General features: G+C 31.2%; 14 protein-coding genes. All 14 read right to left on the reverse strand.

The annotated features are described in order from the left end of the window. Positions 1-16 precede the first annotated feature (16 nt). A complete protein-coding gene (locus ACFQZW_RS03415) occupies positions 17-3139 on the reverse strand; it encodes a SusC/RagA family TonB-linked outer membrane protein (RefSeq protein WP_386781463.1) in 3123 nt (1040 codons plus the stop codon). An 869-nt stretch (positions 3140-4008) separates the two neighbouring features. After that, complete coding sequence (locus ACFQZW_RS03420) at positions 4009-4845, reverse strand: endonuclease/exonuclease/phosphatase family protein (RefSeq protein WP_386781464.1); 837 nt, start codon at positions 4843-4845, stop codon at positions 4009-4011. 8 nt (positions 4846-4853) lie between these two features. Further along, complete coding sequence (locus ACFQZW_RS03425) at positions 4854-6872, reverse strand: glycoside hydrolase family 97 protein (RefSeq protein WP_386781465.1); 2019 nt, start codon at positions 6870-6872, stop codon at positions 4854-4856. Positions 6873-6886: 14 nt separating this feature from the next. After that, entirely contained in the window at positions 6887-9151 is a 2265-nt protein-coding gene (locus ACFQZW_RS03430) for a DUF4838 domain-containing protein (RefSeq protein WP_386781466.1), read from the reverse strand. After that, complete coding sequence (locus ACFQZW_RS03435) at positions 9141-10322, reverse strand: PNGase F N-terminal domain-containing protein (protein WP_386781467.1); 1182 nt, start codon at positions 10320-10322, stop codon at positions 9141-9143. Before ACFQZW_RS03435 ends, ACFQZW_RS03430 begins: the two co-directional genes overlap by 11 nt. Before the next feature lie 11 nt (positions 10323-10333). Continuing rightward, positions 10334-12583, reverse strand: coding sequence for a GH92 family glycosyl hydrolase (locus ACFQZW_RS03440; RefSeq protein ID WP_386781468.1), 2250 nt, complete (start codon positions 12581-12583; stop codon positions 10334-10336). A gap of 7 nt (positions 12584-12590) precedes the next feature. Beyond that, positions 12591-14066 carry an alpha-L-fucosidase gene (locus ACFQZW_RS03445; protein ID WP_386781469.1) on the reverse strand — a complete coding sequence of 492 codons (1476 nt, stop codon included), beginning with the start codon at positions 14064-14066 and terminating at the stop codon, positions 12591-12593. Positions 14067-14070: 4 nt separating this feature from the next. Then, positions 14071-16386, reverse strand: coding sequence for a GH92 family glycosyl hydrolase (locus ACFQZW_RS03450; RefSeq protein ID WP_386781470.1), 2316 nt, complete (start codon positions 16384-16386; stop codon positions 14071-14073). Positions 16387-16395: 9 nt separating this feature from the next. Next, entirely contained in the window at positions 16396-18717 is a 2322-nt protein-coding gene (locus ACFQZW_RS03455) for a glycoside hydrolase family 20 protein (protein ID WP_386781471.1), read from the reverse strand. A 33-nt stretch (positions 18718-18750) separates the two neighbouring features. After that, entirely contained in the window at positions 18751-19770 is a 1020-nt protein-coding gene (locus tag ACFQZW_RS03460; protein WP_386781472.1) for an isoaspartyl peptidase/L-asparaginase family protein, read from the reverse strand. Between the two features lie 10 nt (positions 19771-19780). Further along, the gene (locus ACFQZW_RS03465) at positions 19781-22018 is read right to left on the reverse strand and encodes a GH92 family glycosyl hydrolase (RefSeq protein WP_386781473.1); all 2238 of its coding nucleotides are present in this window, start codon (positions 22016-22018) and stop codon (positions 19781-19783) included. Positions 22019-22024: 6 nt separating this feature from the next. Beyond that, complete coding sequence (locus ACFQZW_RS03470) at positions 22025-23143, reverse strand: hypothetical protein (protein WP_386781474.1); 1119 nt, start codon at positions 23141-23143, stop codon at positions 22025-22027. A gap of 7 nt (positions 23144-23150) precedes the next feature. Continuing rightward, on the reverse strand, positions 23151-24212 hold the full coding sequence (locus tag ACFQZW_RS03475; RefSeq protein ID WP_372800638.1) for a sugar-binding protein: 1062 nt from the start codon (positions 24210-24212) through the stop codon (positions 23151-23153). Between the two features lie 11 nt (positions 24213-24223). Further along, positions 24224-25189 carry a glycoside hydrolase family 130 protein gene (locus tag ACFQZW_RS03480; protein WP_298264321.1) on the reverse strand — a complete coding sequence of 322 codons (966 nt, stop codon included), beginning with the start codon at positions 25187-25189 and terminating at the stop codon, positions 24224-24226. Between the last annotated feature and the right edge of the window lie 34 nt (positions 25190-25223).

Here is a 25223-nt window from a genome sequence, read left to right on the forward strand (position 1 = left end):
TAATATATTTTTTTTATTAAAAACTTAATGACAAGTTTAAAAATATGGTACTTGATGTAGGAGCTGACATGTTCTCAAATCCAACAGCATTTGTTGCTGTAGCATAAACAGACTCAGGATCTACACCATTTAAATGACTTGAAATTAGCCATACATTGTTAGCAGAAATTCCAGCTTTAGCATTTTGAATTCCAGTGTTTTCTAACCATTTTTTAGGCAAGTTATAATTTAAAGCAACATTTCTTAATCTTACATTTGAAGCATCATAAATATTATGCTCACCTATACCTAAGTTACCAGTTCTAGAATTTAATGCTGACCAATATATTTGAGGTGAAACTCCTACTGTATTTTGAGTATATCCACCATTTCCATCATCAATAACACCATCAAAAACTATGTCTTCTCTTGCTCCATTTACTACAGTTACCGCTGCATTACCAGAACTTTGTAGAGCTCTGTTGGTACCTGAATAGATTTCTCCTCCAATTCTAGCATCAATTAAAAAGCTGAAAGAAAGGTTCTTGTAAGCAAAACTATTAGAGAATCCAATTAAAGCATCAGGTTGTTGGTTTCCTAATTTAAATTGTTCAGTAGTTGCAGTTGGAAGTCCTTGAGCATCAACTATAATTGCTCCATTGTGTGGGCTTGTTGCATCATCAACTCTTTGAAATTTAGTACCCCAAATTTCACCATATCCTCCACCTGCTACAGCTACAATTGATAAATTATCAAATCCTCCAAGTTGTCTTTGAGTAACATCCTCAGTTAATTCAATTATTGAATTCTCGTTTTTTGAATAATTTAAATTCATACCCCATGAAAATCCATCAGGGTTGTCAATTATAGTTCCATTTAACATTAACTCAAATCCTTTATTTTGAATATCACCAGCATTTACAATTTCACTTGTATAACCACTTAAAGGATCTAATGGTAACGCAACTAATTGATTTGTTGCATTTGATTTATACCAAGAAAAATCAATAGTTAAACGATTGCTAAACATACGAGCATCAAAACCAAATTCTAATGATTTAATTAACTCGCTCTTTACATCTGAATTGAATAATGTAGAATTACTAGTAGCAGTTGTATGTCCAAATGGATCTTTACCTATAGAATAAGAATTGTACAGTTTGTAAGGGTCTAAATCGTTACCAACAGTTGCATAAGAAGCTCTAATTTTACCAAAGTTTAACCATTCTGGTAAATTTCCGTCATTTTTCTTAATCATTTCTGTAACTACCAATGAGGTACTTATTGATGGGTAGAAGAATGATCTGTTTTCTTTACTTAATGTTGAAGACCAGTCATTACGACCTGTTAAATCTAAGAAAGCATAACCATCATAACTTAATTGTAAAGTTCCATATAATGAATTCATTCTTCTTTCACTAAATCCTTGATTTACAGTTGCTTTATTTTTACCATTGTTTAATGAAAATAAGTTTGGAACTTCTAGCTCACCTGAACTAGAACTTAATCTACTAGATTCTCTAGACATTAAATTTCCTCCTAAAGTAAATCCACCACCAAACTTTCCAAATAATTCGTCTTTTTGACCAATTAATAAGGCACTATAATTCTTTTCAATAAAGGTATTTTTACCTAAACTATATCTACCTGTTGAAGACAACGGACTTCCTGCATATAACTTAGATTCTGTATTTGTAGTATATAAATCAGCTCCAGCTTTAATTTCAGAAGTTAACCAATCTGCAATTTGGTATTTTAAAGATCCGTTTAACATAAAACGATCTCTTGAATCCATACTTAAATTATTTTTTGAAGCCCAATAAGGGTTTATAGCTTGTGAATTAGGATCGTACCAAAACATTTTTCCAAACTCATTTGTACCTGCCTTAAAATCTGTAATATCTAAAGTTATTGGTAATGAATACATAGTTGCAAACGCATTTGAAGCATTTACACCATTTAATGGACGGTTTTCTGCTTTCGCATTGATATACTGAACTTTAACATCCGTTGTCCATTTATTATTTTTCCCAAAAGTAGATACCGATCTAGTTAATAAATTAACTCTTTCTAAAGTTGCTCCAGGAATTTTACTATCATCATTTAAATAGGTTGCAGATGAAAATAATGAGCTTTTATCACTCACTTGTTGTTGGAAAGAAATTGTATGAGTTTGGTTAATACCAGTTTTAGAATAATTTTTTAAATTATCATACGCTTTTAAGGTAACTTGCTCTCCATTCCAATTTTCAACTTGTTGTCCTTCAATTTTTGGTCCCCAACTTGAACCTCCCATTTGATCATATACTCCATTAGACCCTTGTCCGAAAGTATTTTGTAACTCTGGACTTGACCCTAAAGTTTCAAAACCTATAGAAGTTGAATAAGTAATTCCTAAACCAGGAGTTTCTTTACCTTTTTTAGTTGTAATTAAAATTACCCCATTACCTGCTCTAGACCCGTACAATGCAGCCGCAGAAGCTCCTTTTAGCACAGACATACTTTCGATATTTTCAGGGTTTAAATCTCCTAAACCGTTCCCCATATCTTGAGATGGATTCCAAAAATCATTATTCGCAGCTCCTGTAAAGTTATCCATTGGGATACCATCCACAACAATTAATGGTTGGTTATCTCCTGTTAATGAGCTATTCCCTCTTAATACAATTTTAGAAGAACTTGCAGGCCCATTACTACCTTTAACAACCTGAACACCAGCCACTTTACCAGTTATCGCATTCGCAATGTTTGATTCTCTTGATTGAGTTATAGCAGCTCCATCAACTTCTTGTACTGCATAACCAAGAGATTTTTTCTCTCTTTTAATACCTAAAGCTGTTACAACTACTTCATCAAGAGATTCAGCACTTTGCTCTAATGTTACATTAATTATACTTTTTCCATTAACAGCTACTTCTTTAGTAGCATAACCTAAAAATGAAAATTGCAATATGGCATTGTCGCTTTTAACGTCAATACTATATTTACCATCAAAATCTGATGAGACACCTGTAGTTGTGCCTTTAATAACTACATTAACACCCGGAAGCGGAGTCCCATCCGTAGCATCTGTAATAGTTCCCGTTACTGTTTGTGCTTGAATACTAGAAAAACCTACTATACAAATCACAAAAAACAGTTTTAGTACTTTTTGTATCATTCATTAATTAATTTGAGTTTATAATAGCCTAAAAGTAATTAATCAATAATTTTTACATACATAATTTCGACCAATGGCGATTCTAATTAGATTAAGGGTTTATTTTTTTATAATTTACATTGAAGTTTCTTGTTAAGAAAAGTTTACTTTAATATTAAAAATAAATAAAGAAAACACAAACAATTTAGGGTTTTAAGATACAAAAATAGCAAAAAGTATTTTGAAAACCATTATTTTGTTGACTGTATTTACCGTAATTAAGGTTAGATAGAGCGCCATTTAATATACTCAATTTTGAAAATTACAGAATTAAAACTCCTTGTTCTAACTCTGAAGAATACCCAGTATACTTATAACTGTCAAAGCTTTAAAAACCGTCTGTATAACTGGCCACACTTATTACATCACAAAGCGAATCTATTTTCCATTTACGTTTATGAATTCCTGACAGCATTTGTGTTTTATCCAAATCTCAGTGTAATACTTTGTTTTTGTTTTTATAAAATATGTTTGCATTAGGTCTAACAGATTACATTTTATCTGCCTATTAATTAACCCTTTTATTAATCTTTTTAATTTTTAATCTTTTGAAATTAAAGGCATTTTCGGTCAAACTTGAGCTGTAGATTCTCACAATCACATAGTATCATTAGCTGTTATAACAAACATATCTGGACAACCATTTATGATTTTAAAATCTATTGTGGTATTTTAAAGTATTTGGAAAAGCAATTTTTAAACATTCAAGCTTATTTCTTCATCTTTAACAGCCTATGTTACTTTTTTACTATTTTTCAACTTCTGCACTAATAAAATTCCTTTGAAACTTTATTGGACGTTTACTTAAAATTTTTTCTTTTGATAATTATCTATTCCGTTTCAAATTCAATAAATACGGGGAAGTGATCTGAAGGATATTTGCAATTATTAGAATCACTTAACACTGCAAATTTTAGCACCTTAATATTATTTTTACTTGAAAAAATATAATCAATTCTATCTGTAACTGGTTTCTCAAATTTAAATCCGTTAAATGTACCTACGGGTCCAAATGGGTTTAAAATACTCGCTTTTTTTGTGTCATTTAATACCGTAGAAATTAATTCAATAGGTTTTGTTGTTGGTTTTAAATTGAAGTCTCCCATCAGCAAAACTGGGAGTTTCTGAATATTAAATTCTTGAATTTTTTGAAGTATCAATTCTGCGCTTTTAAATCTTGCTTCATTTCCAATATGATCAAAATGTGTATTAAACACCCAAAATTGTTGTTTTGTTTGTAGATTTTCAAATAAACCAAAAGTGCAAATTCGTTCCATTGATGCATCCCAACCAACAGAAATAATGTTTGGGGTTTTACTTAACCAAAAAGTTTCCTCTTTCACTATTTTAAATTTGGTATTGTTATAAAAAATAGCACTGTATTCTCCTTTTTGTTTTCCATCATCTCTACCAACTCCAATATAACTATAGTTCTTTAACACATTATTTAAATACACAACTTGGTGGTGTAACCCTTCTTGAATTCCTAATATATCTGGTTGATAAAAGCTAATTTGGTTACTTAAAAATTCTTTTCTTTTTGACCATTGATTTTCTCCATCATTTACATTATCATATCGAATATTATAAGTCATAGCTCTATAAGTTTGACCTTTTATTGAATAGGATAGTAAAAAGACAAGTAAATAATAAAGTAGTTGTTTCATTTTGAAATTTATATTGGTGAAAATTTAATTGCCTGTCCACCTCCTGGGGCAAGTTTTAATGTAAGTACTGTTTTTGATGTTACCTCTTTTTGTTTAATTTCAATAGCTTGTGGATTAGTTTTCCAATTGGCTTTTTGACCATCTGCATAAATATGAGCCATATACTTTTTATTGTTATCTAAAAAGGACAATTCTACGTTTAATTCTCGTTCTTCTTCATCTGAAATACTTCCTAAAAACCAATTATCACTATGTTTATCTTTTCTTGCTATGGTTATATAATCTCCAATTTCACCATTTAAAACGGTTGACTTTTCCCAATCGGTAGCAAAATCTTTAATGAAGTTAAATGCTGGTTGATTTTCATAATTTTCAATTAAATCGGAAGCCATTTGTAAAGGGCTATACAAAATTACAAACAATCCTAATTGCTTTGCTATGGTAGTATTAACTCTTGAGCTACCATCATCTAAAGAATTCCACTTAACCCTATTTATTGCATTTTTAAATAGAATGTCAAAAGTACCAGGAGTATAATCTATAGGTCCTGCTAAGCCTCTTGTAAAAGGTAAAATGGTATGATGTTCAGGAGGATTTCCTGAACTCCAAGCATTCCATTCCATACCTCGTGCTCCTTCTCTTGTCATCATATTAGGATATGTTCTTCTAATTCCTGTTGGTTTTATCGGTTCATGTGCATTAATCATAATTTGATACTTGGCAGCAGATTCCACTACTTTTCTATAATGATTTACCATGTATTGTCCATGGTGAAACTGGCCTTTAGTTTGTATTGCACCAGCATAGCCTGTTTTAACAGTTTTAACCCCTAAATTATGATACATTGAAAATACTTTGTCTAAATTATCTTCAAAATAGGCTGCGTCTCCTCCAGTTTCTACATGGCCAATAAATTCAATATTTTTAGAAGTAGCATAAGAGGTTATTTCTTTTAAATCAAAGTCTTCATAAGGTGTAATAAAATCAAAAGCTCCTTTTTTGCCCCAATTTTCCCAGCCTGTATTCCATCCTTCGGCCAATACTCCTTGTATATTATTTTTTGAGGCAAAATCTATATATTCTTTAGTTGTTTTGGTTGTAGCACCATGTCTTTCTCCTAAAGTCCAAGTATGAGTTCCTAGGTGCATTCCCCACCAAATTCCGATATATTTCATAGGTTCTATCCAAGAAACATCTTCAATTTTATTTGGTTCATTAAGGTTTAAAATTAAATTGGATGCTATCAATTTTTCTGCTTTATCCGTAATTTGAATGGTTCGCCACGGTGTAACCATTGGTGTTTTTGCTTTTACTTTCACACCATTTGGCCATGGAACTAAATTGCTTTGGAATGAGAAATTTTCTTTTTCATTAGTTAACAACGTCATTCCTGCATAATTGGTTAAATTAGCTTCATGTATGCTCAAATAAACGTCCTTTTCTGTTTTAAAAGTTATTGGTGTATTCGCACTTTCAATATGATTTATTGAGTCGTATTGATAAAGTATTTCGTAAGAATCAAAATTTGCTGGAGTGTACCAAGCAGTATAATTTTTATTAAAATTAAACTCCGTAATTTCATTACTTATTAAAAGACTATCCAATAGTTTTTGTTTAGGAATTTCATATCTAAATCCAATACCATCATCAAAGACTCTAAAAATTAATTTCATTTTTCTAAACGGTTGCACTCTTTCATGAACTGAAACCGAGAGCTCATTATAATTATTTTGAATGATTTTATTTTCTCCCCAAACTTGTTCCCAAGTTGAATTTGAGCTTGTAGTTTCAAATAAATCTATCGTGAAATTACTTGCCATATCATTCGTATTTTTAAATTCAAACCCAAGTTTAGATGGTTTGATTAATAATGAATCCTTATAAAAGATAGCATAATTTAAAAACCCTTTTGTTTCATTAAAAACCAGTTCTATTTGTTTGTTAGGTGAGAGAATATTCAATGAATTTTCTTTTTTACAACTTACTATAAAAACTAGCATTAATAGGAATGTAAAAATCTTTTTCATTTAATTTTTAAATTTTAATTAATTAACACCTCATCAGCAAAAATCCAAGAAGGCAACCCAGCAGCATGATGCCAATATGGTGCTTCTTTCATATTTTCGGCAACTACTTTTATGTATTTTGCACTTACATTTGGAAACTTCAGCTTAAAATATTTAATATCATTTATTTTACTTGTCTTAGTTAATGGTTCATCATTAATTACAGTTCCAAGTTTTGTGTAATTAATATCATCATTTGAATAATAGTACGAAACACTTTTTGGGAAAAACACGATATGATTGGTTACCTGCAAAAAAGCTGTAGTTATGGAATTTATATTATTACTTTGTTCTAAATCTATAACTGCTTCCAAATTATTACCTTCAAAACCTAACCAGTTAGCGTAAAAATTACTACCTCCTAAAGCTCCATCTGTTAAGGTTTGTGGATTTTCATTTGCATATTTTTTAGGTTTAGTTAACAAGGTTACTTTTTTTCCTTTGGCTATATTTGGTATTGTTGCAACCTCTAATGATTTTCTATAACCATTATAATATTCTTCAATCGTAAATCCCATTTCATTCATTAAAGTAATATGATTTTTTTTACAAGTTTCATAAAAATTAATGAGTTTTTCGTTCGCATATGGATTGATGTTTTTATTTCCTTTATCATCAAAAATAACTAATTGAAAATCTTTAGAAATTCCTTTTTTACAAGCTTCTAAAATAGCATAATCAACACTTATTCTTGCACATTTAATACGTTCTAAAACTTCAGGAGAGGCTGCTACTTTTTCAGCTTCATTAAAAAAAGAATCATACTGTTTTAATAATTCTGGGTTTAAAAAAGAATCAAAAGCTTGTGATGGGTCTCCATATAAAAACAAGAAAAAGTTTTTATCTTCTTGTATTTTTTTGTGAACTAAATCTATATATTTTTTTACATATACTCCAGCTTCTTTATAATAACCATTGGTAAATTCAGTAATTAACTCCTCAATATCTAAATTTGGGTTCCACAATAATTTAGCTGTTATGTAGGAACGTAGTTCAAACAACTCACTTGGATTTTGACTATGCTGTTCAAAAACCCATTTTGCATTATTATTTTTAAAAAATTGAAGGTTTGGTTGTAACGTATGTATGTTTGGAAATGGTGCTAAAAAATTGGTAAACTGTGTGGTATAATCCCAAATTCTAATATTTTCAGTAATTTGTTTCCAACCTTTTAAATCTTCTGAAAAATCATCACATTTTTCTTCAATAGGCGCACTTCTATCACATTCAATAGAACATAATGTGATTAATACATTACTTAAAGGCTTTGTTTTTGAAGGCTTTCTTGTATATTGATAAGCCAATGTTGAAATGGTTTTATTTGGGAAATCAGCAGCAATTTTATTTACAAATTGTATCATAGTACCACTAGGACTTCCTTCTGCTTCATCTATAGCTTTACACTTTTCACAAGTACAATACTGTTGATTGTCATTTTGACTTACAGAAATTACACTTGCTTCTGGATATTGATGAAACAAAGAAGCTACAGAATCTTTCACAATTTTATAAACCTCATTGTTGGTCAAACACAATTGGGTTGGCAATCTTTTAGCACCTCTTAAAGCATAGTATTCTGGATGCTCTTTGTAAAAAACTTCTTCAGGCAAAAACTTGTTAAAAGTATGAACTCTTGCCATAGGTACGTAATATGGAAAAGCATTTGTTGTTACTTTATGTTTAGCTGCAAATTCAGGGTTTTCATAAAACAATTTTGAATGCACCGTTCTTGTGGTAATATTTGGTTGGTATTCAAAATCTATATTTTTATCTAAAGAAATTATTTTTTGTGTAGGTATATCCTCAACTTTAGGTGTATACCATTTACAATTTAAATAACCCTCTAAGAACTCATAAACTGCATTTTTAAGTGCAATTTCAGAGCCACCAGAAATAACAATATTATTAGTTTCTTCTACTTTTATTTTAAGCTTGTTTTTGTTAAAGTCTTCAACTTTTAAAAACAATTTGTATTTATTTGTAGCTACTTTATTTTCAACAACTATAGGAATTTTAACTGTAGAAATTTTTTGAATATATGCTTGTAACTCTTCTGAGACAGCTAACATTTCATTAGAAAAATTTTCGGCTATTACAATTTCATAATTAGAAGTTCCATTATTTACAAGTTGTAGTTGCTTGTTATTTTTACAAGAAATTACAATGATTCCTAAAAAACCAATCAATAATTTTATATAGATATTTTTCATCGTTACCAATAATCTTTTATTATTCTTCATATGTTATATAAGCTGATACTAACCAATGATTTAATTTATCATCAAAAGCAGCTGTTGCAGGAATTGAAATTTGTAGCGTATGTATTCCTTCTTTTAAATCTCCTAAATCAACCACAAATGGTTTTACAGATGAACCTGGACACCAATTGGATCTAGATAAATCTGACGAAGCAATTCGTTCTTCAATTTCTTTTACTTTGTAAGCTCTAGCTTCAAAATCAATATAAGAAGCCGAATCTTTTTTTAGCCAAACTCCCGATGTTGGGTTAAAGCGTCTAAATGAAGCACAATCATCTCTCCAAGGTATGGTGTCAATTACTAGTTTGTTATTGCAACGAACACTGTTTTTTATTTTAATAAATTCATCTCCTCCACTATGTCCACCATGTCCTGTAGCAGTGTAATATAATTTAACATTTTTAGCTTTTTTTGGGAGTTCAAATTTTTGTTCTAACGTAGTCTTTGCAAAAAAATCAGGTAGAGATTGTCCATTTACATAAGGTATGGTGTTTACTAATGGTTGTACTTTAAGAGTTTTTCTCGCTCGGTTTGAGTACAACAAATCTACATCTACTTCATAGCCTTCTTTTGTCCAAGTATCAACCCATACTCCAACATAAAAGGTGTTAGTAACTAAATTTTTTAACTGAGATATGTCATGTTCCCAAACTACTTGTTTTTCCCATTTTGGAATATATACAGGTTTTCTATGCTTTCCTTCATCATTACTGTAAAAACCTACACCAAAAGGTGTCATAAAGCGCATTAATTCAATAACAGGTTTATAATTCTTGGTTGTTTTTACCCCTTTAAACTTTTCGTCAATGGCTGATTCAATAGGAAATTCTTTGTTGTTTTTTGAAATATTTAGAATCGATAATTCATTTAGGTCTTTTACTACAAAACAAGATCCTGATTTGTCCCATCTATCTCCATTTGAGCGCAATGTTATTTTAATTTTAACATCTGTTCCCTTTGGAAAACTTGGAACGGTTACTTTTTTATAAATAATTCGACCATTTTGCAATCGATTAATTCCATCTTTCTCAACAATATCTCCTCCAAAATTAATAGGTTCGTTTTTAAAAATAGTATATTTTAAACTTTGCTGTGCATGTACTGAAAAAAATGCAGCAAACATTAATGTTATAAATAGGAGTTTTAATTTCATTTGAATGCTATTTACTTTAAAATAATCTTTATTTTTTTTCCTTCAACTAACTCTTTATGATTGATAAAATAACTATTGTGTTTTTTACCATTTAATAAAATATGTTGAATGTTTCCATTTGAATTTGACTCTCTTTCAATTATTAATTCGTTATTTTTATAATATGTAGTATCTAGTTGAATGGTAATTTTGTCAAACATTGGAGTTGTAATGGTATATTTTGGCTCACCAGGAGCAATTGGATAAATTCCCATCATTGAATACACTAACCAAGCCGACATAGTACCAGTATCATCGTTTCCTGGAATGCCATCTGGTGTGTTTTTAAAATATTGTTTCACTAATTTTTTCACTAATTTTTGGCTTCTCCACTCTTGTCCTCTTACATAATTAAATAAATAAGGATACGCTATATCTGGTTCGTTTGCCATATCAAATTGATCTTCATCAAAAACTTTTTGTAATTGTTTTGTAAATCCTTTATTACCGCCCATTAATTTTTTAAGTCCAAGTATGTCATGAGGAATCATAAAAGCGTATTGCCAAGCATTGCCTTCAATAAAGCCAACATTTTTAGTAAAATTAGCTCCTGCCAATGGGTCAAATGGTTCGTACCAATTACCATCTTTGTTTTTGGGTCTTAACAATTTTAAGTTTTTATCGAATAACTTTCGATAAGAAATTGATCTATTTTTAAAACGTTTATAATCTTCTTTTTTTCCTAATTCTTTTGCAAGTAATGCAATGGAATAATCGGCTGCGTTATATTCTTCAGTTGTAGAAACTGACCCTCCATTTTCAGTTGTTAAGTACCCTTTTTCAATATAATCTTTTAATCCAGGTCTTAAAGGGTTGTTTTCAATTTGATCAGCACTTTTAAGCATTGCTTCATACGCTTTTTCTACATCAAAATCTTTAATTCCTTTTAAATACGTATCTGTAATTACAATACTCGCAGGATCTCCGACCATAGTAAAAGTTTCTGTAGAATTTAGTTCCCATTTAGGCAACCAACCATTTTCATCATACATTTCTAACATGCTTTTTATCATATTAGATTGTTGTTGTGGATAAACCAAAGACATTAATTGGTGCAAATTTCTATAAGTATCCCATAATGAAAATACTGTATAACGAGTTCCTTTAGTTTTACCAATGTTTCCTGTTTTAATTTCAGGGTATTCGCCGTTATAATCATTTAAAGTATTTGGATGAATTAGAGTATGGTATAAGGCTGTATAAAAAACTGTTTTATCATCTTTTGTACCTCCTTCAACTTTAATTCTAGATAATAAATTATTCCATGCTGTATATGATTCTTCATAAACATCATTAAACGATTTGTTGGAAGTTTCCTTTTCTAAATTTTCTCGTGCGTTTTCAATACTTACATACGAAACTCCAACTTTAACTTCAACTGTTTCAATTTTATCAAACTTATAAGAAAAATAAGTTCCAATACTATCTCCGGCAACCATTTTTTTGGAAGCATCCATCAATCTAGTTTTTCCATTATAACCCATCCATTGTGCCTCTAATCCTTTATAAGTTGTTGGTTTTTTCCAAACACCAAAATTATCCGCTGGTTTTGAAAATTTTGCTACAAAATATACTGGATAAGCTGCCTCAGGGCTGTTATAACAAAAGGATCCTACTGATCGCATTCCTTCAATTTCAGTAGAAGAAACAATTTTAACCATGGCTCCTTGTTCATTGGTTAACCCTAAACCTAAATTCAATAAAATATTTGATTGCCCTTTTGGAAATGTAAATTTGCTAACACCCACTCTTTTTGAAGTTGTGAATTCTGCTTTTATATTATATTTATCTAGTGTTGAGGTATAATACCCAGCTTTAGCAACCTCCTTAGAGTAGGTTGTACCATATTTTAAATGGTTCGTTTCCACCTCTCCTGTGGTAGGCATCAATAATAATACTCCTAATTCTGGACAACCAACTCCACTCAAATTTACCTGACTAAAGCCTGTTAAAAAAGTATTCTCATACACATATGGATTTGATAACCATCGACTATCTTTTTCGAGAGGTAAATTTTGTGGTCCTGCAACGTTAAAAGGACTGATACTAGCCATTCCTCTAGGTGCTATTGGACCTGGAAAAGTTGCTCCATAATTAGAAGTTCCAATAAATGGATTAACAAAATCTACTGGTTGTTGAGCATTAGAGTTTAAACTTAACAAAACTAAAATTGCAAAAAAAACAGGATTAACTCTCTTATTAAAAAAATTATTTAAAAACATATATATTTTATTGATTAACATCTTCAACTTTTAACGTCCAAGCGTATTTTGCTGGTAAATTATTTCTTAGTTCTTGAGGAATTTCCACTTTAAAACCCTCTTTTATTTTATTCCACTTTAATTTCTTTTTGAAACCAAGCATTGTTATTTCAGTTCCTCTTTTTGGGTTTATTGAATTCACGATAATTTCTGATGGAATAATTTCACCTTCTTCAGCCATATAAAATAAAAACACATTCCCTTTTTTATTCTGAGTCATACAAATATTGTTCTCTTTAAAAGGTGCAATAGGTTTGGTATTATAAATAGCTGAGCTGTTTATTTTCATCCAATCGGCATATTCTTCTAACAAATTATAAGCCTCTTGTTGCCATTCACCCTCTGGACTCGGGGCAATATTTAATAATAAATTACCACCTTTTGCCACAATATCAATTAACATATGAATGCCTTCTCGTCCACTCATATATTTAGCATTTGGCGTGTAAGACCAACCTCCTCCTGAAATTATACAAGATTCCCAAGGATAAGGCAATGTTTTTTCAGGAACTCTATTCTCTGGGGTTAAATAATTTTGATTTTTCCCATGAACGGCTCTATCAACTACAATCAAACCTGGTTGTTTTATACGAGCCTTTTTGACAAGTTCATCCATTCTAATATCTTGATTTACCATTCTATGTTTTAAATAAGCTCCTTCAGTTTTTTGAAGTGTTTTGGTAAACCAATCTATTATCTCGGTTTTAGATGCTTTTGCTACCCATCCTCCATCTAGCCATAAAATGTCTACTTTCCCATAATCGGTTAAAAGTTCTAGAATTTGATTGTGCGTAAACTCAACAAATTTGTTCCATTTCTCTGAGTTTTCTTCTGGGGAATAATTAACATTTCTATCCATTGGAGGAAATTTTGGATCCCAATAATATTTTGAATGCCAATCTGGTTTAGAAAAATAAGCTTCAGTCCATAATCCTTCACTACGGAAAGCTTTAAAAATTTCTTTTGTAATATTTACTTTAGGATTTTTTGAAAAAGAAGTTCCTACGTTTGTTATTTTATAATCTGTGTACTTTGAATCAAACATCGCAAATCCATCATGATGCTTTGTTGTAAAAACAACATATTTCATTCCTGCTTTTTTTGCTGCATTTGCCCATTTATTTGGATTAAATTTATAGGGGTTAAATGTATTTTTTAATTCTTCATACTCTTTTTTATAGGTAAAATAATCGTTTGGATTACTTCCTTTTTTACGCTCACACCAGCCATATTCTTCAGGAGATAATGACCACAATTCTACAATACCCCATTGACTATAAGTCCCCCAATGCATTAATAGCCCAAACTTTTTCCCTTGCCATTCATTTAGTTTTTCTAATACTAAAGTATCTGTTTCAGGGACATACCTTTCATCTTCATAAACTGCTTGTGAGTAAATTTGAGCAGAAAACAAAAGAAAAAAGATTCCAACAGTTCGTTTCATTTTATTAATTTTTACTTAAAGAAAAAGGAATATTTTCAGGATTACTTCCCCAGCTTTTATTTGGATTTTCTCCCATGTTAAACTGCAAACTACCTCCATTTTGAATATCTTTAAATTTTAAAAAAGTATTTTCATATTGTTGACCATTTAAGGTTGCTGATTGAATATAAAAATTCTTTGTTGTATTATTTTTTGAAGTAATATCAAATATATTTCCGTTTTCTAAATGCAACGTTACTTTATCAAATAAAGGGCTTCCAATTACATATTCATCTGTACCTGGAGTAACTGGATAAAACCCTAAAGAGCTAAATACATACCAAGCTGATGTTTGTCCGTTATCTTCATCACCACAATAGCCATCTGGTGTAGCTGAATACAATTTTGTTAAAACCTCTCTTACTTTTTCTTGCGCCTTATAAGGTTTATTTGCGTAATTGTACAAATAAATCATATGTTGAATAGGCTGATTTCCATGAGCATAATTCCCCATATTTACGATTTGCATTTCTCTAATTTCATGAATTGTAAATCCGTAATATGAAGCATCAAAACTAGGAGGCATTTCAAAAACTTCATCTAATTTGGAAGCAAACTTTTCTTTACCCCCCATTAAATCCATTAAACCATGGATATCATGAAACACCGACCAGGTATAATGTAAACTATTGCCTTCTGTAAAAGCATCTCCCCATTTTAATGGATTGAACGGAGACTGAAAATCACCTTCTTTATTTTTTCCTCTCATCCAATTTGTTGAAGGATCAAACAGTTTTTTATAATTCATCGACTGCTTATAATATTTTTCTGCAATATCAGCTTTCCCTAATTTTTCAGCCATTTTCGCAATAGTAAAATCGGCATAAGCGTACTCTAAAGTCCTTGCCGCATTTTCATTAATTCCAACATTATATGGCACATACCCCAAATCATTATAATACTCTAAACCAGCTCTACCAACTGAATTTACAGGTCTTCCTTCTGAAACAGTTGCATTTTTTAACATCGCTTCTAACAACACTTCAATATCCATCTCTTTTACCCCTTTTAAAAAGGCATCAGAAATAATTGGGGCAGAATTAGAACCAATCATACAATCTCTATGACCTGGACTTGCCCATTCTGGCAACCATCCTGACTCTTTATAAGTGTTGGCCAAACCTTGCATAATTTTTCCATTTAGCTCTGGATACATCATATTAAAAAATGGAAAAACAGCTCTAAATGTGTCCCAAAATCCATTATCAGTAAACATATACCCTGGTAATACTTTACCATTATAAGGACTATAATGAACTACATTTTCATCAGCGTCAAACTCATAAAATTTTCTTGGAAATAATAGTACCCTATATAAACTTGAATAAAATGTTCTAATATTATCTATATTATCGTCTTCAATTTGTATTCTGTTCAATTCTTTTTCCCAAGCTTGTTTTGCTTTTTCTTTAGTTTGTTCAAAAGTATCAGCTCCTATTTCTCTTGATAAATTTAACTGTGCTTGTTCTAAACTTATAAATGATGAAGCTACTTTTACATGAACTTCTTCTCCTTTTTTAGTTTTAAAACCAATAATTGCTCCTACATGTTCACCTTCACTATTTGTTGAATTTTCAATCAATTTCCAATCATCATTCCACGTATGATTGATTTCAAAATCTTTATCAAATTCTGCAACAAAATAATTATGAAAATTATCTGGAACACCGCCACTATTATTTCTGCAATAGCCAATAATTTTACGCTCTTCAGGAATAATTTTCACCATTGATCCTTTAAAAAATGCATCGAGCATAATATAAGATTCATCAGATTTCGGAAATGTAAATTTAAAGTGTGCTGCTCTTTCTGTAGGCGTTACCTCAGCAACTACATCATAATCTGCTAAATACACCGAATAATGGTTAGGCTTTACAGTTTCAGCTTTATGTGAAAACCACGAAGCGCGTTCATCTTCCTGAAATTTTAAGTCACCTGTAACTGCCATAAATGAAAATGCCGCATAATCATTTATCCATGGGCTTGGTTGATGGGTTTGTTTTATGCCTCTTATTTTATATTCGTCATATTTATAAGTCCAACCATCACCCATTTTTGAAGTCATTGGAGTCCAAAAATTCATTCCCCAAGGAGTAGCAATAGCAGGGTAAGTGTTTCCGTTTGATAAACTAAACTCTGAATCGGTACCCATTAACGGATTCACATAATCTACCAAGCTAGTTTTAATTGCTTCTGTATTTTCTTGTTTGTTTTGAGTTTTATTGCATGACAATAACGTTATTGCAAATAGTAGAGTTATGTATTTAAAAAAATCTTTCATCTTTCATTTTTAATTGATTAAAATTTCATCTACAAACAACCAAGCTTTTCCTCCTTTAGGAGTTTGTTTTAAACAATTAGCTTTAACTTTAACAAAACGTGTAGTAGTTTTATCAAATTTTAATTTAAAATCTTTTAACTCTGATTTAGAATTTTTTTGAAATTCTCTTTCAATTTTAGCTACTGATTTATAGCTATTTCCATCATTAGAAACCGAAACTTCTATTGCTGTCGGAAAATAAATTGCTGGTCCTTGGTTTTCAAGAACACCCATAACAACTTCAGAGATTTCTTCTTCATTATTTAAATCAATTATTAATTCCATATCAGTTGCCAACCAACCTTGCCATTGTCCATCGTGAAAATTTTTTGTACCCCTTAAAGTATTTACCATTCCAAATTTACCTGCTCCTTGGTATTTTTCACTATAAGGAGTTATATAAGTTACTTTATGTGCTATAGCCTTATGAAATTTAATAGTATCAATAAATATTTTTCCAACTGGTATATTGTTTTTAAATAAGGAGGCTTTTACAATGGTTGTTTCAGATAATTCAATTGGTTTTGTATATTTGGTTGCATTTTCATTCATTTCATTATCTCCAATTACATACCTAATATCTGCATTTGGAAATTCATTTTGCAAGGTTAAATTCACTGTTTTGTTTTCTAAATTAACAGTAGTATTTGCAGAAACTAAATAACTGCTTTTAGCATAATTGATATTTAATAATTCGTAACGATTAAACATGGTGGATATTCTAGAAGAAAAGTCATTCCAATTGCGTAATTCTTTAGGTGACCAAAGTGTTTCTGAAAGTGCTGCTAATCTAGGAAAAATCATATATTCAGATTGCTTTTCATTAGGAATGTATTCAGCCCAAAGATTCGCTTGACCTCCAAGTACATGTTTTGCTTCTGCTGGAGTCATTACATCAACTACAGGATCAAATTGGTATACTTTACTTAAAGGTGTATAACCTCCCCAAGCTAAAGGTTCCTCATTTTGAGGTCCTTGATAATGATCAAAATAGCAGTGCGTTCCAGGTGTCATAATTACGTCATGCCCTTGTTTAGCTGCTTCAATTCCCCCTTTTACACCTCTCCAACTCATTACGGTTGCATCTGGAGCTAACCCACCTTCTAAAATTTCATCCCAACCTATCAACTTTTTACCTTTTGAGTTGATAAATTTCTCCATACGTTTTACAAAGTAGCTTTGTAATTCTTCTACGTTTTCTAGATTTTCATCCTTCATTCTCTTTTTACAATGTGGACAAATTTTCCAGTTAGTTTTGGTAGCCTCATCTCCACCAATGTGAATGTATTTTGATGGGAAAATTTCCATTACTTCTAATAAAACATCTTCTAAAAATTCAAAAGTGTGTTCTTTTCCTGCACAATAAATATCTGTAATTGGCCATACTCCTCCTGAAGGAACTCCAATTGGTTTTTCAAAACAAGATAGTTCTGGATATGCAGCAATAGCACAAGAAACATGTGCTGGCATCTCTATTTCAGGAATGATTTCTACATTTTTAGAAGCCGCATAAGCTACTAATTCTTTTAACTCTTGTTGAGTGAAAAACCCTCCATAAGTCCCTTTCTCATTAGGATCGGTTGTTTCTCTTGCACTCCAATGTTTATCTTCTTGATCAACTCTCCACGCGCCAACATCTGTTAATTTTGGATATTTTTTAATTTCCATTCTCCAGCCTTGATCATCTACTAAATGTAAGTGTAAAACATTCATTTTATGCATTGCCAAACGATCAATTACTTTTTCTAAATATTCTTTATTGAAAAAATGACGCGAAACATCAATCATTAAACCTCTATATTGAAATCTAGGTTGATCTTTAACAACAATAGCTGGAATTATCCAATCTATATTTTTAACAAGCTCATCACTCTCAATTTCTATAGGAAGTAATTGACGAACTGTTTCTAAACCATACATAAAACCTGAATTTCCGTTGGCTGTAATTTTAATAAAATCAGTATGAACTTCTAATTTATAGGCTTCTTTAGCAAATGATTCATCAACACTTAATTGAATATAATTATGTTGAGGAGCAGTTTCAGAAAATCCAAGATTCCAACCAACGACCTTTTTAAATTTATTAACTAAGGTGGTGGTTGCCTCTTTTTGAGATTGATTTTCAATAAAAAATTGAGTGTTTTCAGAAAATTCAAACACTCCGTTCTCTAATTGAACACTTGCAGGTTTTGGTATTATTTGAATATCACTTTCAGTAAATACCTTGCTCTTTGAACAAGAGGTAATTACTACCAATAAAGCTAAAATTTGTAGTTTCTTAACGATTTTCATTGTACTTGTTTTTTATGACTTTTCTATTCTTTCCTAATTTTCCCAAGGCATTTTAAATGCAGCATCTTCCATTCTATTTCCATATTCTTCATCGTAAACTGCATAATTAAAACCTGATCGAAGGCTGTAACCGGCATATTCTCCATTTTTATTAAGTGCTATAAAGCCTACTTGAAGATATTCCAAATCTCTATGGTTTTTGTGTTTATCGTAAATTCGTTCCACAATTTCTTTACAAGCTTCTAAAGGCGATTTTCCTTGGCGCATTAATTCAACCACCATAGCACTACCAGCCGTCCTAATAACTGCTTCACCTAAGCCTGTTGCTGCCGCAGCACCTACTTCATTGTCTAAAAACAACCCAGCTCCAATAATTGGTGAATCTCCAACTCTACCATGCATTTTCCAGGCTGCTCCACTAGTTGTACAAGCTCCAGAAATATTACCATCATTATCTACAACTAACATTGAAATTGTATCGTGGTTTTCAATATTTATTACAGGTTTGTATTTAGACTCTTCCACCCATTTTTTCCAATCTCTTTCTGCTTCTGCAGTTAACAAATTTTCTTCAGTAAAACCTTCGGAAAGCGCAAATTGAAGAGCTCCTTGACCTGACAACATTACATGAGACGTGTTTTGAAGTACTCTTTTTGCCACTGAAATTGGGTGTTTAATTCCTTGTAAAAATGAAACAGAGCCACAATTACTTTGATGATCCATAATACAAGCATCTAAGGTTACTTTACCTTCTCTATCTGGATAACCACCGTAACCTACACTTCTAACTTTTGGGTCTGCTTCAGGAATTTTCATTCCTGCTTCAATTGCATCTAATGCTGATTTTCCATTTTTTAATGAATTCCAAGTTTCTTCATTTGCAGGTAATCCGTGATTCCAAGTGGAAATAATTACTGGTTTTTTCTGATTTTTTTGCACTACTTTTTCAGCAGTTGCATCTTCTTTTTCAGTAAGTTCTTTACAACTTAAAACAGTACTAATTCCGATGGTTCCTAGAGCGGCTTTTTTTATAAAATCTCTTCTTTGCGACATAAACGTGGTTTTAATTGTATATTTCTGAACTTGATGCCATAGTATTTTTTACATTCTTATTTGGAAGATTTCCCATTGTAAAAATCAATGTTCCTCCATTTATTATTTCTGAATGTTTGATATAATTTCGTTCAATTACTTCGCCATTTAATTCAATGGTTTGAATGTATTTATTTTCTGAACTATTGTTTATAGTTTCAACAGTAAATTTTTTTCCATTTTCTAAATTTAGCGTTGCAGCATCAACAATTGGTGAACCAAAGGCGTAAACACCTTGTGCTGGATTAACAGGATAAAAACCTAAAGCACTAAATACATACCAAGACGACATTTGACCGCAATCTTCGTTTCCACAATGTCCGTTTGGTTCATTTTTATATTGAGTTTCTAAAATTTCACGTACCAATTCTTGTGTTTTCCATGGTTTTTCAATGTAATTGTATAAATAGGCTACATGATGGCTTGGTTCGTTTCCGTGTGCATATTGCCCAATCATTCCTGTACTAAAAATTGGTAATTTATCTTCTGGAAGTGGATTTAGCGAAAACATAGTATCTAACTTTTTCTCTAACAATTCTTTTCCTCCAATAATAGCTGTCAATCCTTCAACATTGTGTTGTACAGACCAAAAGTATTGCCAGGCATTACTTTCACAAAAATAGGGTGTGTATTCCTTTGGAATAAATTCTTTTACAAATGCTCCATTTTTTAATTTTGGACGCATAAATGTACTTTGAGAATCATATACATTTCGCCAATTTTCAGAACGTTTTAAAAACTGATTATAAGCTTCTGTTTTACCCAAAGCTTTTGCAAATTGTGCAATACACCAATCATCGTAAGCATATTCTAATGTTTTGGAAACCGACCAATTTTCATGATGTTCATCAACAGGAACATAACCTAGCTCCATATATTCATTTATTTGTCTTGAATTGTCCGTTGCACTTGCTATACAAGCTTCAAAAGCAAGATCGGTATCAAGACCAATTCCTTTAAAATAAGCATCTACAATCACTGGAACCGCATGATAACCAATCATCATATTTGTTTCATTTCCTTGCATAGACCAAACTGGTAATAAACCCGTTTCTTTATAATGTGCTAACAAAGAATTGATCATATCAGAAGTTCTTTCTAGATGTAAAATGGTATATAATGGATGCGCTGCTCTGTAAGTATCCCAAAGTGAAAAAGTATCGTATCTATTAAAACCATTAGCTTTTACAATGTTATCATTCGCACCTTTATAATTAAAATTATGATCGCTTAATAAGGTTGGCGCCAACATAGATTGATACAACATTGTGTAAAAAATGTGTTTTTTGGTTGTATCAGTTGTTGAAATTTCAATTTTACTAAGTTCGTTTTCCCATTTTTCTTCAGCTTTATTTTTGATGAGATCAAAATTAAAATCAGATGCTTCAATTGCTATAGATTTATGTGCACCTTCTATATTTGCTGAAGAAATTCCAGTTTTTAAAATAATTTGTTCGCCTTCAGTAGTTGCATACTCTAAAATAATTTTGGTGTTTTTTGCAGTTACTGGTGAAGTTGTTATACTATCATTCTTAAATAATTGATACGAATTAAATGGTTTTGAAACTTTAATTACAAAATATACACGTTGGTCTTTTGCCCAACCAGTAGATTTTCTGTATCCTTCAATTGTAGTATTATCTACAACATTAAAATATGTTTCCGTTGGACTGTCCCAATTCAATGCATATCCTAAATCGATATGAATTTCTGTTTTATCGTCTTTTGGAAAGGTATATTTATGAATTCCTGTTCTTTCAGTTGCCGTTAATTCAGCTTTAATGCCATAATCTAACAAATCAACCGAATAGTAGCCTGGCGAAGCAGTTTCTTTATCGTGTGAAAAACTTGAAAAAGGTTTGAAATTGTTTTCTTTAATTCTTTTTGAAAACTTACTATTGGTTGGCATTACTAAAATATCATACAAATCTCCTGCTCCAGTTCCTGTTAAATGCATATGAGAAAACCCTGAAATAATAGAATCTTGGTAATAATAACCCGCAATTCTGTCCCAACCAGGAATACCAATATCTGGACTTAATTGTACCATTCCAAAAGGAACAGTTGCTCCTGGATAGGTATTTCCAGGGCCATCTGTTCCAATAAATGGGTTCACATAGTTTGTTAATTTATCAAGTTTTATTTCTGGTTCTGAACAACCAAAAAGCAATCCAAATAGAATGATATATATAAGTCCAAACTGCTTCATAAATTACTACTTCAAACTTTCTTTTGTTTCTTTTATTGCTTTTAAATATTCTGGTGCAATTGCTGGACCATCAAAAAACGTGATTCCTTTTGCTCCGTTTTCTTTAGCCAATAAAATTGCTTGTTTAAAATCTTCAACAGATTTAAAATCTGGCATATAAATTCCTGTGTTTAGACCAATACCTTTGTCTTTTACATCTTCAACACCTTGTTTGGTTGCAAAACCAATCCAGTCTACCTCTTCGTTATAAAAACCGTGATAAATCATTGGATACACTTCATTAATTGTCCATTTATCCCAACGTTGACGTACCATATGATCTGCCATTTCAGGATAAGGAAAAACTGCAGCCGTTAAATTTTTATTGTATTTATGAACAATTTCATAAGCATCATTCACCACATTTCTAACAGCATTTAAACGGAACTGTTTCCACTCCATGTCAATGTCAGTATTTTTAATATTTCTAGGATTTTTATGATGGATTTTTTCAAATTCACTTACACAAACATCACAATAACAAAAATCAAATTCAGGTAATTCTTCATCCTGCACTAAATCGTATTTTGGCAATAAACCAATTGGCAAGAAAATATCTGAAAAACGGATATAATCTAAATGTACACTTTCAATACCTTCAACTTTTGCTAAACCTTCAACTAAGCCTAAAACGTGGTTACGAGATGCTTCTCTAGTTGGGCATAACCACTGGTAATAACCTACATACGGACGCGTATCAAAACACGATTTTCCTTCTCTACTTACAGCATACCATTCTGGATGTTTTAGAGCAATAGTATCCCCAGGACGATTCATTGCCATAATCCATGCGTGCACTTTTAATCCGTTTTCGGTTGCAATTGGTGTAATTTTTTTTAACAATTCAGGATCAGTTCCAGTGTTAATTAACACCTCATCAATACCAGCATCTTTATATTTTTTGAATTCTTGTGCATATTCTTCATTTGATTTTTCATTATTTGCAGTAGTCCAAACCCCAAATTCAAACGAATTTTCAGTTGTTACGTTTTCTGAAATTGCTGTGGTATCTTTTTTCTCTTTTGCAGTTTGGCAAGAAAAAATACTGAATACCAATGCAAAAAATAGTAGTTTTTGTAGTTTCATAATAAATTTAATTTGAAATAATTTTACCGTTTTCTTTAATAATTAATGTGTTGTTAGTAAAAGGACTTTTCACTGAAATATTATAGCCTGTTGCGTGATTTTCTATAGTTGGCTGCAAGGTCTTATGATTTACAACAATAGCTTTAGAAGTTAAACTATCTATAGATGTTGCCCATTTTTTATGCTTTTGACGGTAGCTATTTTGTGCTTTGTATAAATTATATAATTCTTCTTTTATAAAATCATCTTGCGGAATTGTAAATGTATCTTTTGAACCAACTTCTTTAGATGAAAAATACACATAACCCCATTTTTCTGGTTCGTGCATATTTATAACACCTTGTGGAGACCACACCCAATTATACTCGTGTGATAGTTTACCTTCAGCATCTTTTTTTCTTTGATATACACCATTTTCTAATTGATAATCCCAATTAACTCTAGAGAAATTAACTCTCCAATGTTTATTTTCAGGAACATTTTTTTCGAAGTATGAAGTTTTATATGCTTTCCAAGGAATTGCTAATTCAAGCGTCCAACCTTGATCTTTATCTATTGGATTGTTTATTGTTCCATCAACCTTTACAGCCGATTTTAACCCTGTTAAGGTCCAATCGTTCAAAGCGGCATTTCTTTCACGATACGGTTTTGTAATAAATAAATCCCACACTGTGTTTAAGGCATTTACTTCTAATTCGTAATAATTAAAAGTATCACCATCTGGATCAATAAAAACTTCAAAATCATTATTATGAAAAATTATGGCATCGTGTTCTGTAATATCTGCCCAAACGTGCGGTTCTTCCATTTTTGCTAAAATATAAAAGTAAGTTTCATCCCACATCATTTTAACGTGCGTTTTGTAAGTTGGTTCTTTTACGCCTTCAATATCAATAAAAGTATCCGACCATTCTGTTTTAGTCCAAGCTGTTTCTGTAGCTTCACCATCAATGGTAATAGTTTCAGAAGTTTTATATGCAATATAACTTTTAGGAATATCATTTTTTGATTGTGCACAACTAACCGTAGTAAATAAAAGTAATGCAATAACTAATTTAGGTAATTTCATATCTAAAAAATTTATAAACTATTCTCTTTTGTATACTGAATTACTTCACTTAATTTTCCGAATGCCAAAGCAACAACAGTATCTGCTGCACCATAATATATTGCTAATTTATCTTCTTTAACATCGTGTAAAGCGGCACAAGGAAAAACTACATTTGGCACATCACCAACTTGCTCGTAATTTACGTGAGGTCCTAATAAGTACGGTTGCGTTCTGTATTTTACTTTATCTGGCTGATGTTCATCTAAAATTGCGGCTCCCATAGCATATCTAAAACCATTACAGGTATTTATTACACCGTGATATAGCATTAACCAACCTTCGTCGGTTAAAATTGGAATTGGGCCAGCACCAATTTTTGTACATTGCCAAGCACTATCTTCAAAAGGAGTGGCTTTCATTACACAACGATGCTCTCCCCAATATTTCATGTCAGGACTATAACTAATATAAATATCTCCAAATGGGGTATGTCCATTGTCACTTGGGCGACTTAACATGGCATATTTACCATTAATCTTTTGTGGAAATAAAACGCCATTTCTATTGAATGGAAGAAATGCATTTTCACACTGAAAAAATTCAACAAAATCGAATGTATAGGCAATTCCAATGGTTGGTCCGTGGTAACCATTACACCAGGTAATCCAATATCGGTCTTCAATAAACACTACACGAGGGTCGTATTTATAATCTGAATCAATCATTTGGGTATTACCTGCTTTCATAACAATTGGTTCATGATTGATATCCCAATCGATCCCATTTTTACTGAACCCAGCAAAAATATTCATTTGTACCGCTTTATTATCACATCTAAAAACACCTGCAAAACCATCTTTAAAAGGCACAACCGCACTATTAAAAATACTGTTTGAAGTTGGTAATTGATCTCTTTTTATAATTGGATTTTCAGCATATCTCCAAATTATTTCTTTACTCTCTGCCGGTTTATCTTGCCAAGGAATTGTATTCACAATATTATTATTTTAATTTAAAAATTTAATAAAA

Source organism: Lutibacter aestuarii, from assembly GCF_042676885.1.
GTDB lineage: Bacteria > Bacteroidota > Bacteroidia > Flavobacteriales > Flavobacteriaceae > Lutibacter > Lutibacter aestuarii.

What these genes read in the sequence shown, in the direction of transcription:
- ACFQZW_RS03455 (WP_386781471.1), bottom strand. Translation starts at nt 18,717, where the DNA reads ATGAAAATCGTTAAGAAACTACAAATTTTAGCTTTATTGGTAGTAATT.
- ACFQZW_RS03465 (WP_386781473.1), bottom strand. Translation starts at nt 22,018, where the DNA reads ATGAAGCAGTTTGGACTTATATATATCATTCTATTTGGATTGCTTTTT.
- ACFQZW_RS03420 (WP_386781464.1), bottom strand. Translation starts at nt 4,845, where the DNA reads ATGAAACAACTACTTTATTATTTACTTGTCTTTTTACTATCCTATTCA.
- ACFQZW_RS03460 (WP_386781472.1), bottom strand. Translation starts at nt 19,770, where the DNA reads ATGTCGCAAAGAAGAGATTTTATAAAAAAAGCCGCTCTAGGAACCATC.
- ACFQZW_RS03470 (WP_386781474.1), bottom strand. Translation starts at nt 23,143, where the DNA reads ATGAAACTACAAAAACTACTATTTTTTGCATTGGTATTCAGTATTTTT.
- ACFQZW_RS03475 (WP_372800638.1), bottom strand. Translation starts at nt 24,212, where the DNA reads ATGAAATTACCTAAATTAGTTATTGCATTACTTTTATTTACTACGGTT.
- ACFQZW_RS03415 (WP_386781463.1), bottom strand. Translation starts at nt 3,139, where the DNA reads ATGATACAAAAAGTACTAAAACTGTTTTTTGTGATTTGTATAGTAGGT.
- ACFQZW_RS03435 (WP_386781467.1), bottom strand. Translation starts at nt 10,322, where the DNA reads ATGAAATTAAAACTCCTATTTATAACATTAATGTTTGCTGCATTTTTT.
- ACFQZW_RS03440 (WP_386781468.1), bottom strand. Translation starts at nt 12,583, where the DNA reads ATGTTTTTAAATAATTTTTTTAATAAGAGAGTTAATCCTGTTTTTTTT.
- ACFQZW_RS03450 (WP_386781470.1), bottom strand. Translation starts at nt 16,386, where the DNA reads ATGAAAGATTTTTTTAAATACATAACTCTACTATTTGCAATAACGTTA.
- ACFQZW_RS03445 (WP_386781469.1), bottom strand. Translation starts at nt 14,066, where the DNA reads ATGAAACGAACTGTTGGAATCTTTTTTCTTTTGTTTTCTGCTCAAATT.
- ACFQZW_RS03425 (WP_386781465.1), bottom strand. Translation starts at nt 6,872, where the DNA reads ATGAAAAAGATTTTTACATTCCTATTAATGCTAGTTTTTATAGTAAGT.
- ACFQZW_RS03430 (WP_386781466.1), bottom strand. Translation starts at nt 9,151, where the DNA reads ATGAAGAATAATAAAAGATTATTGGTAACGATGAAAAATATCTATATA.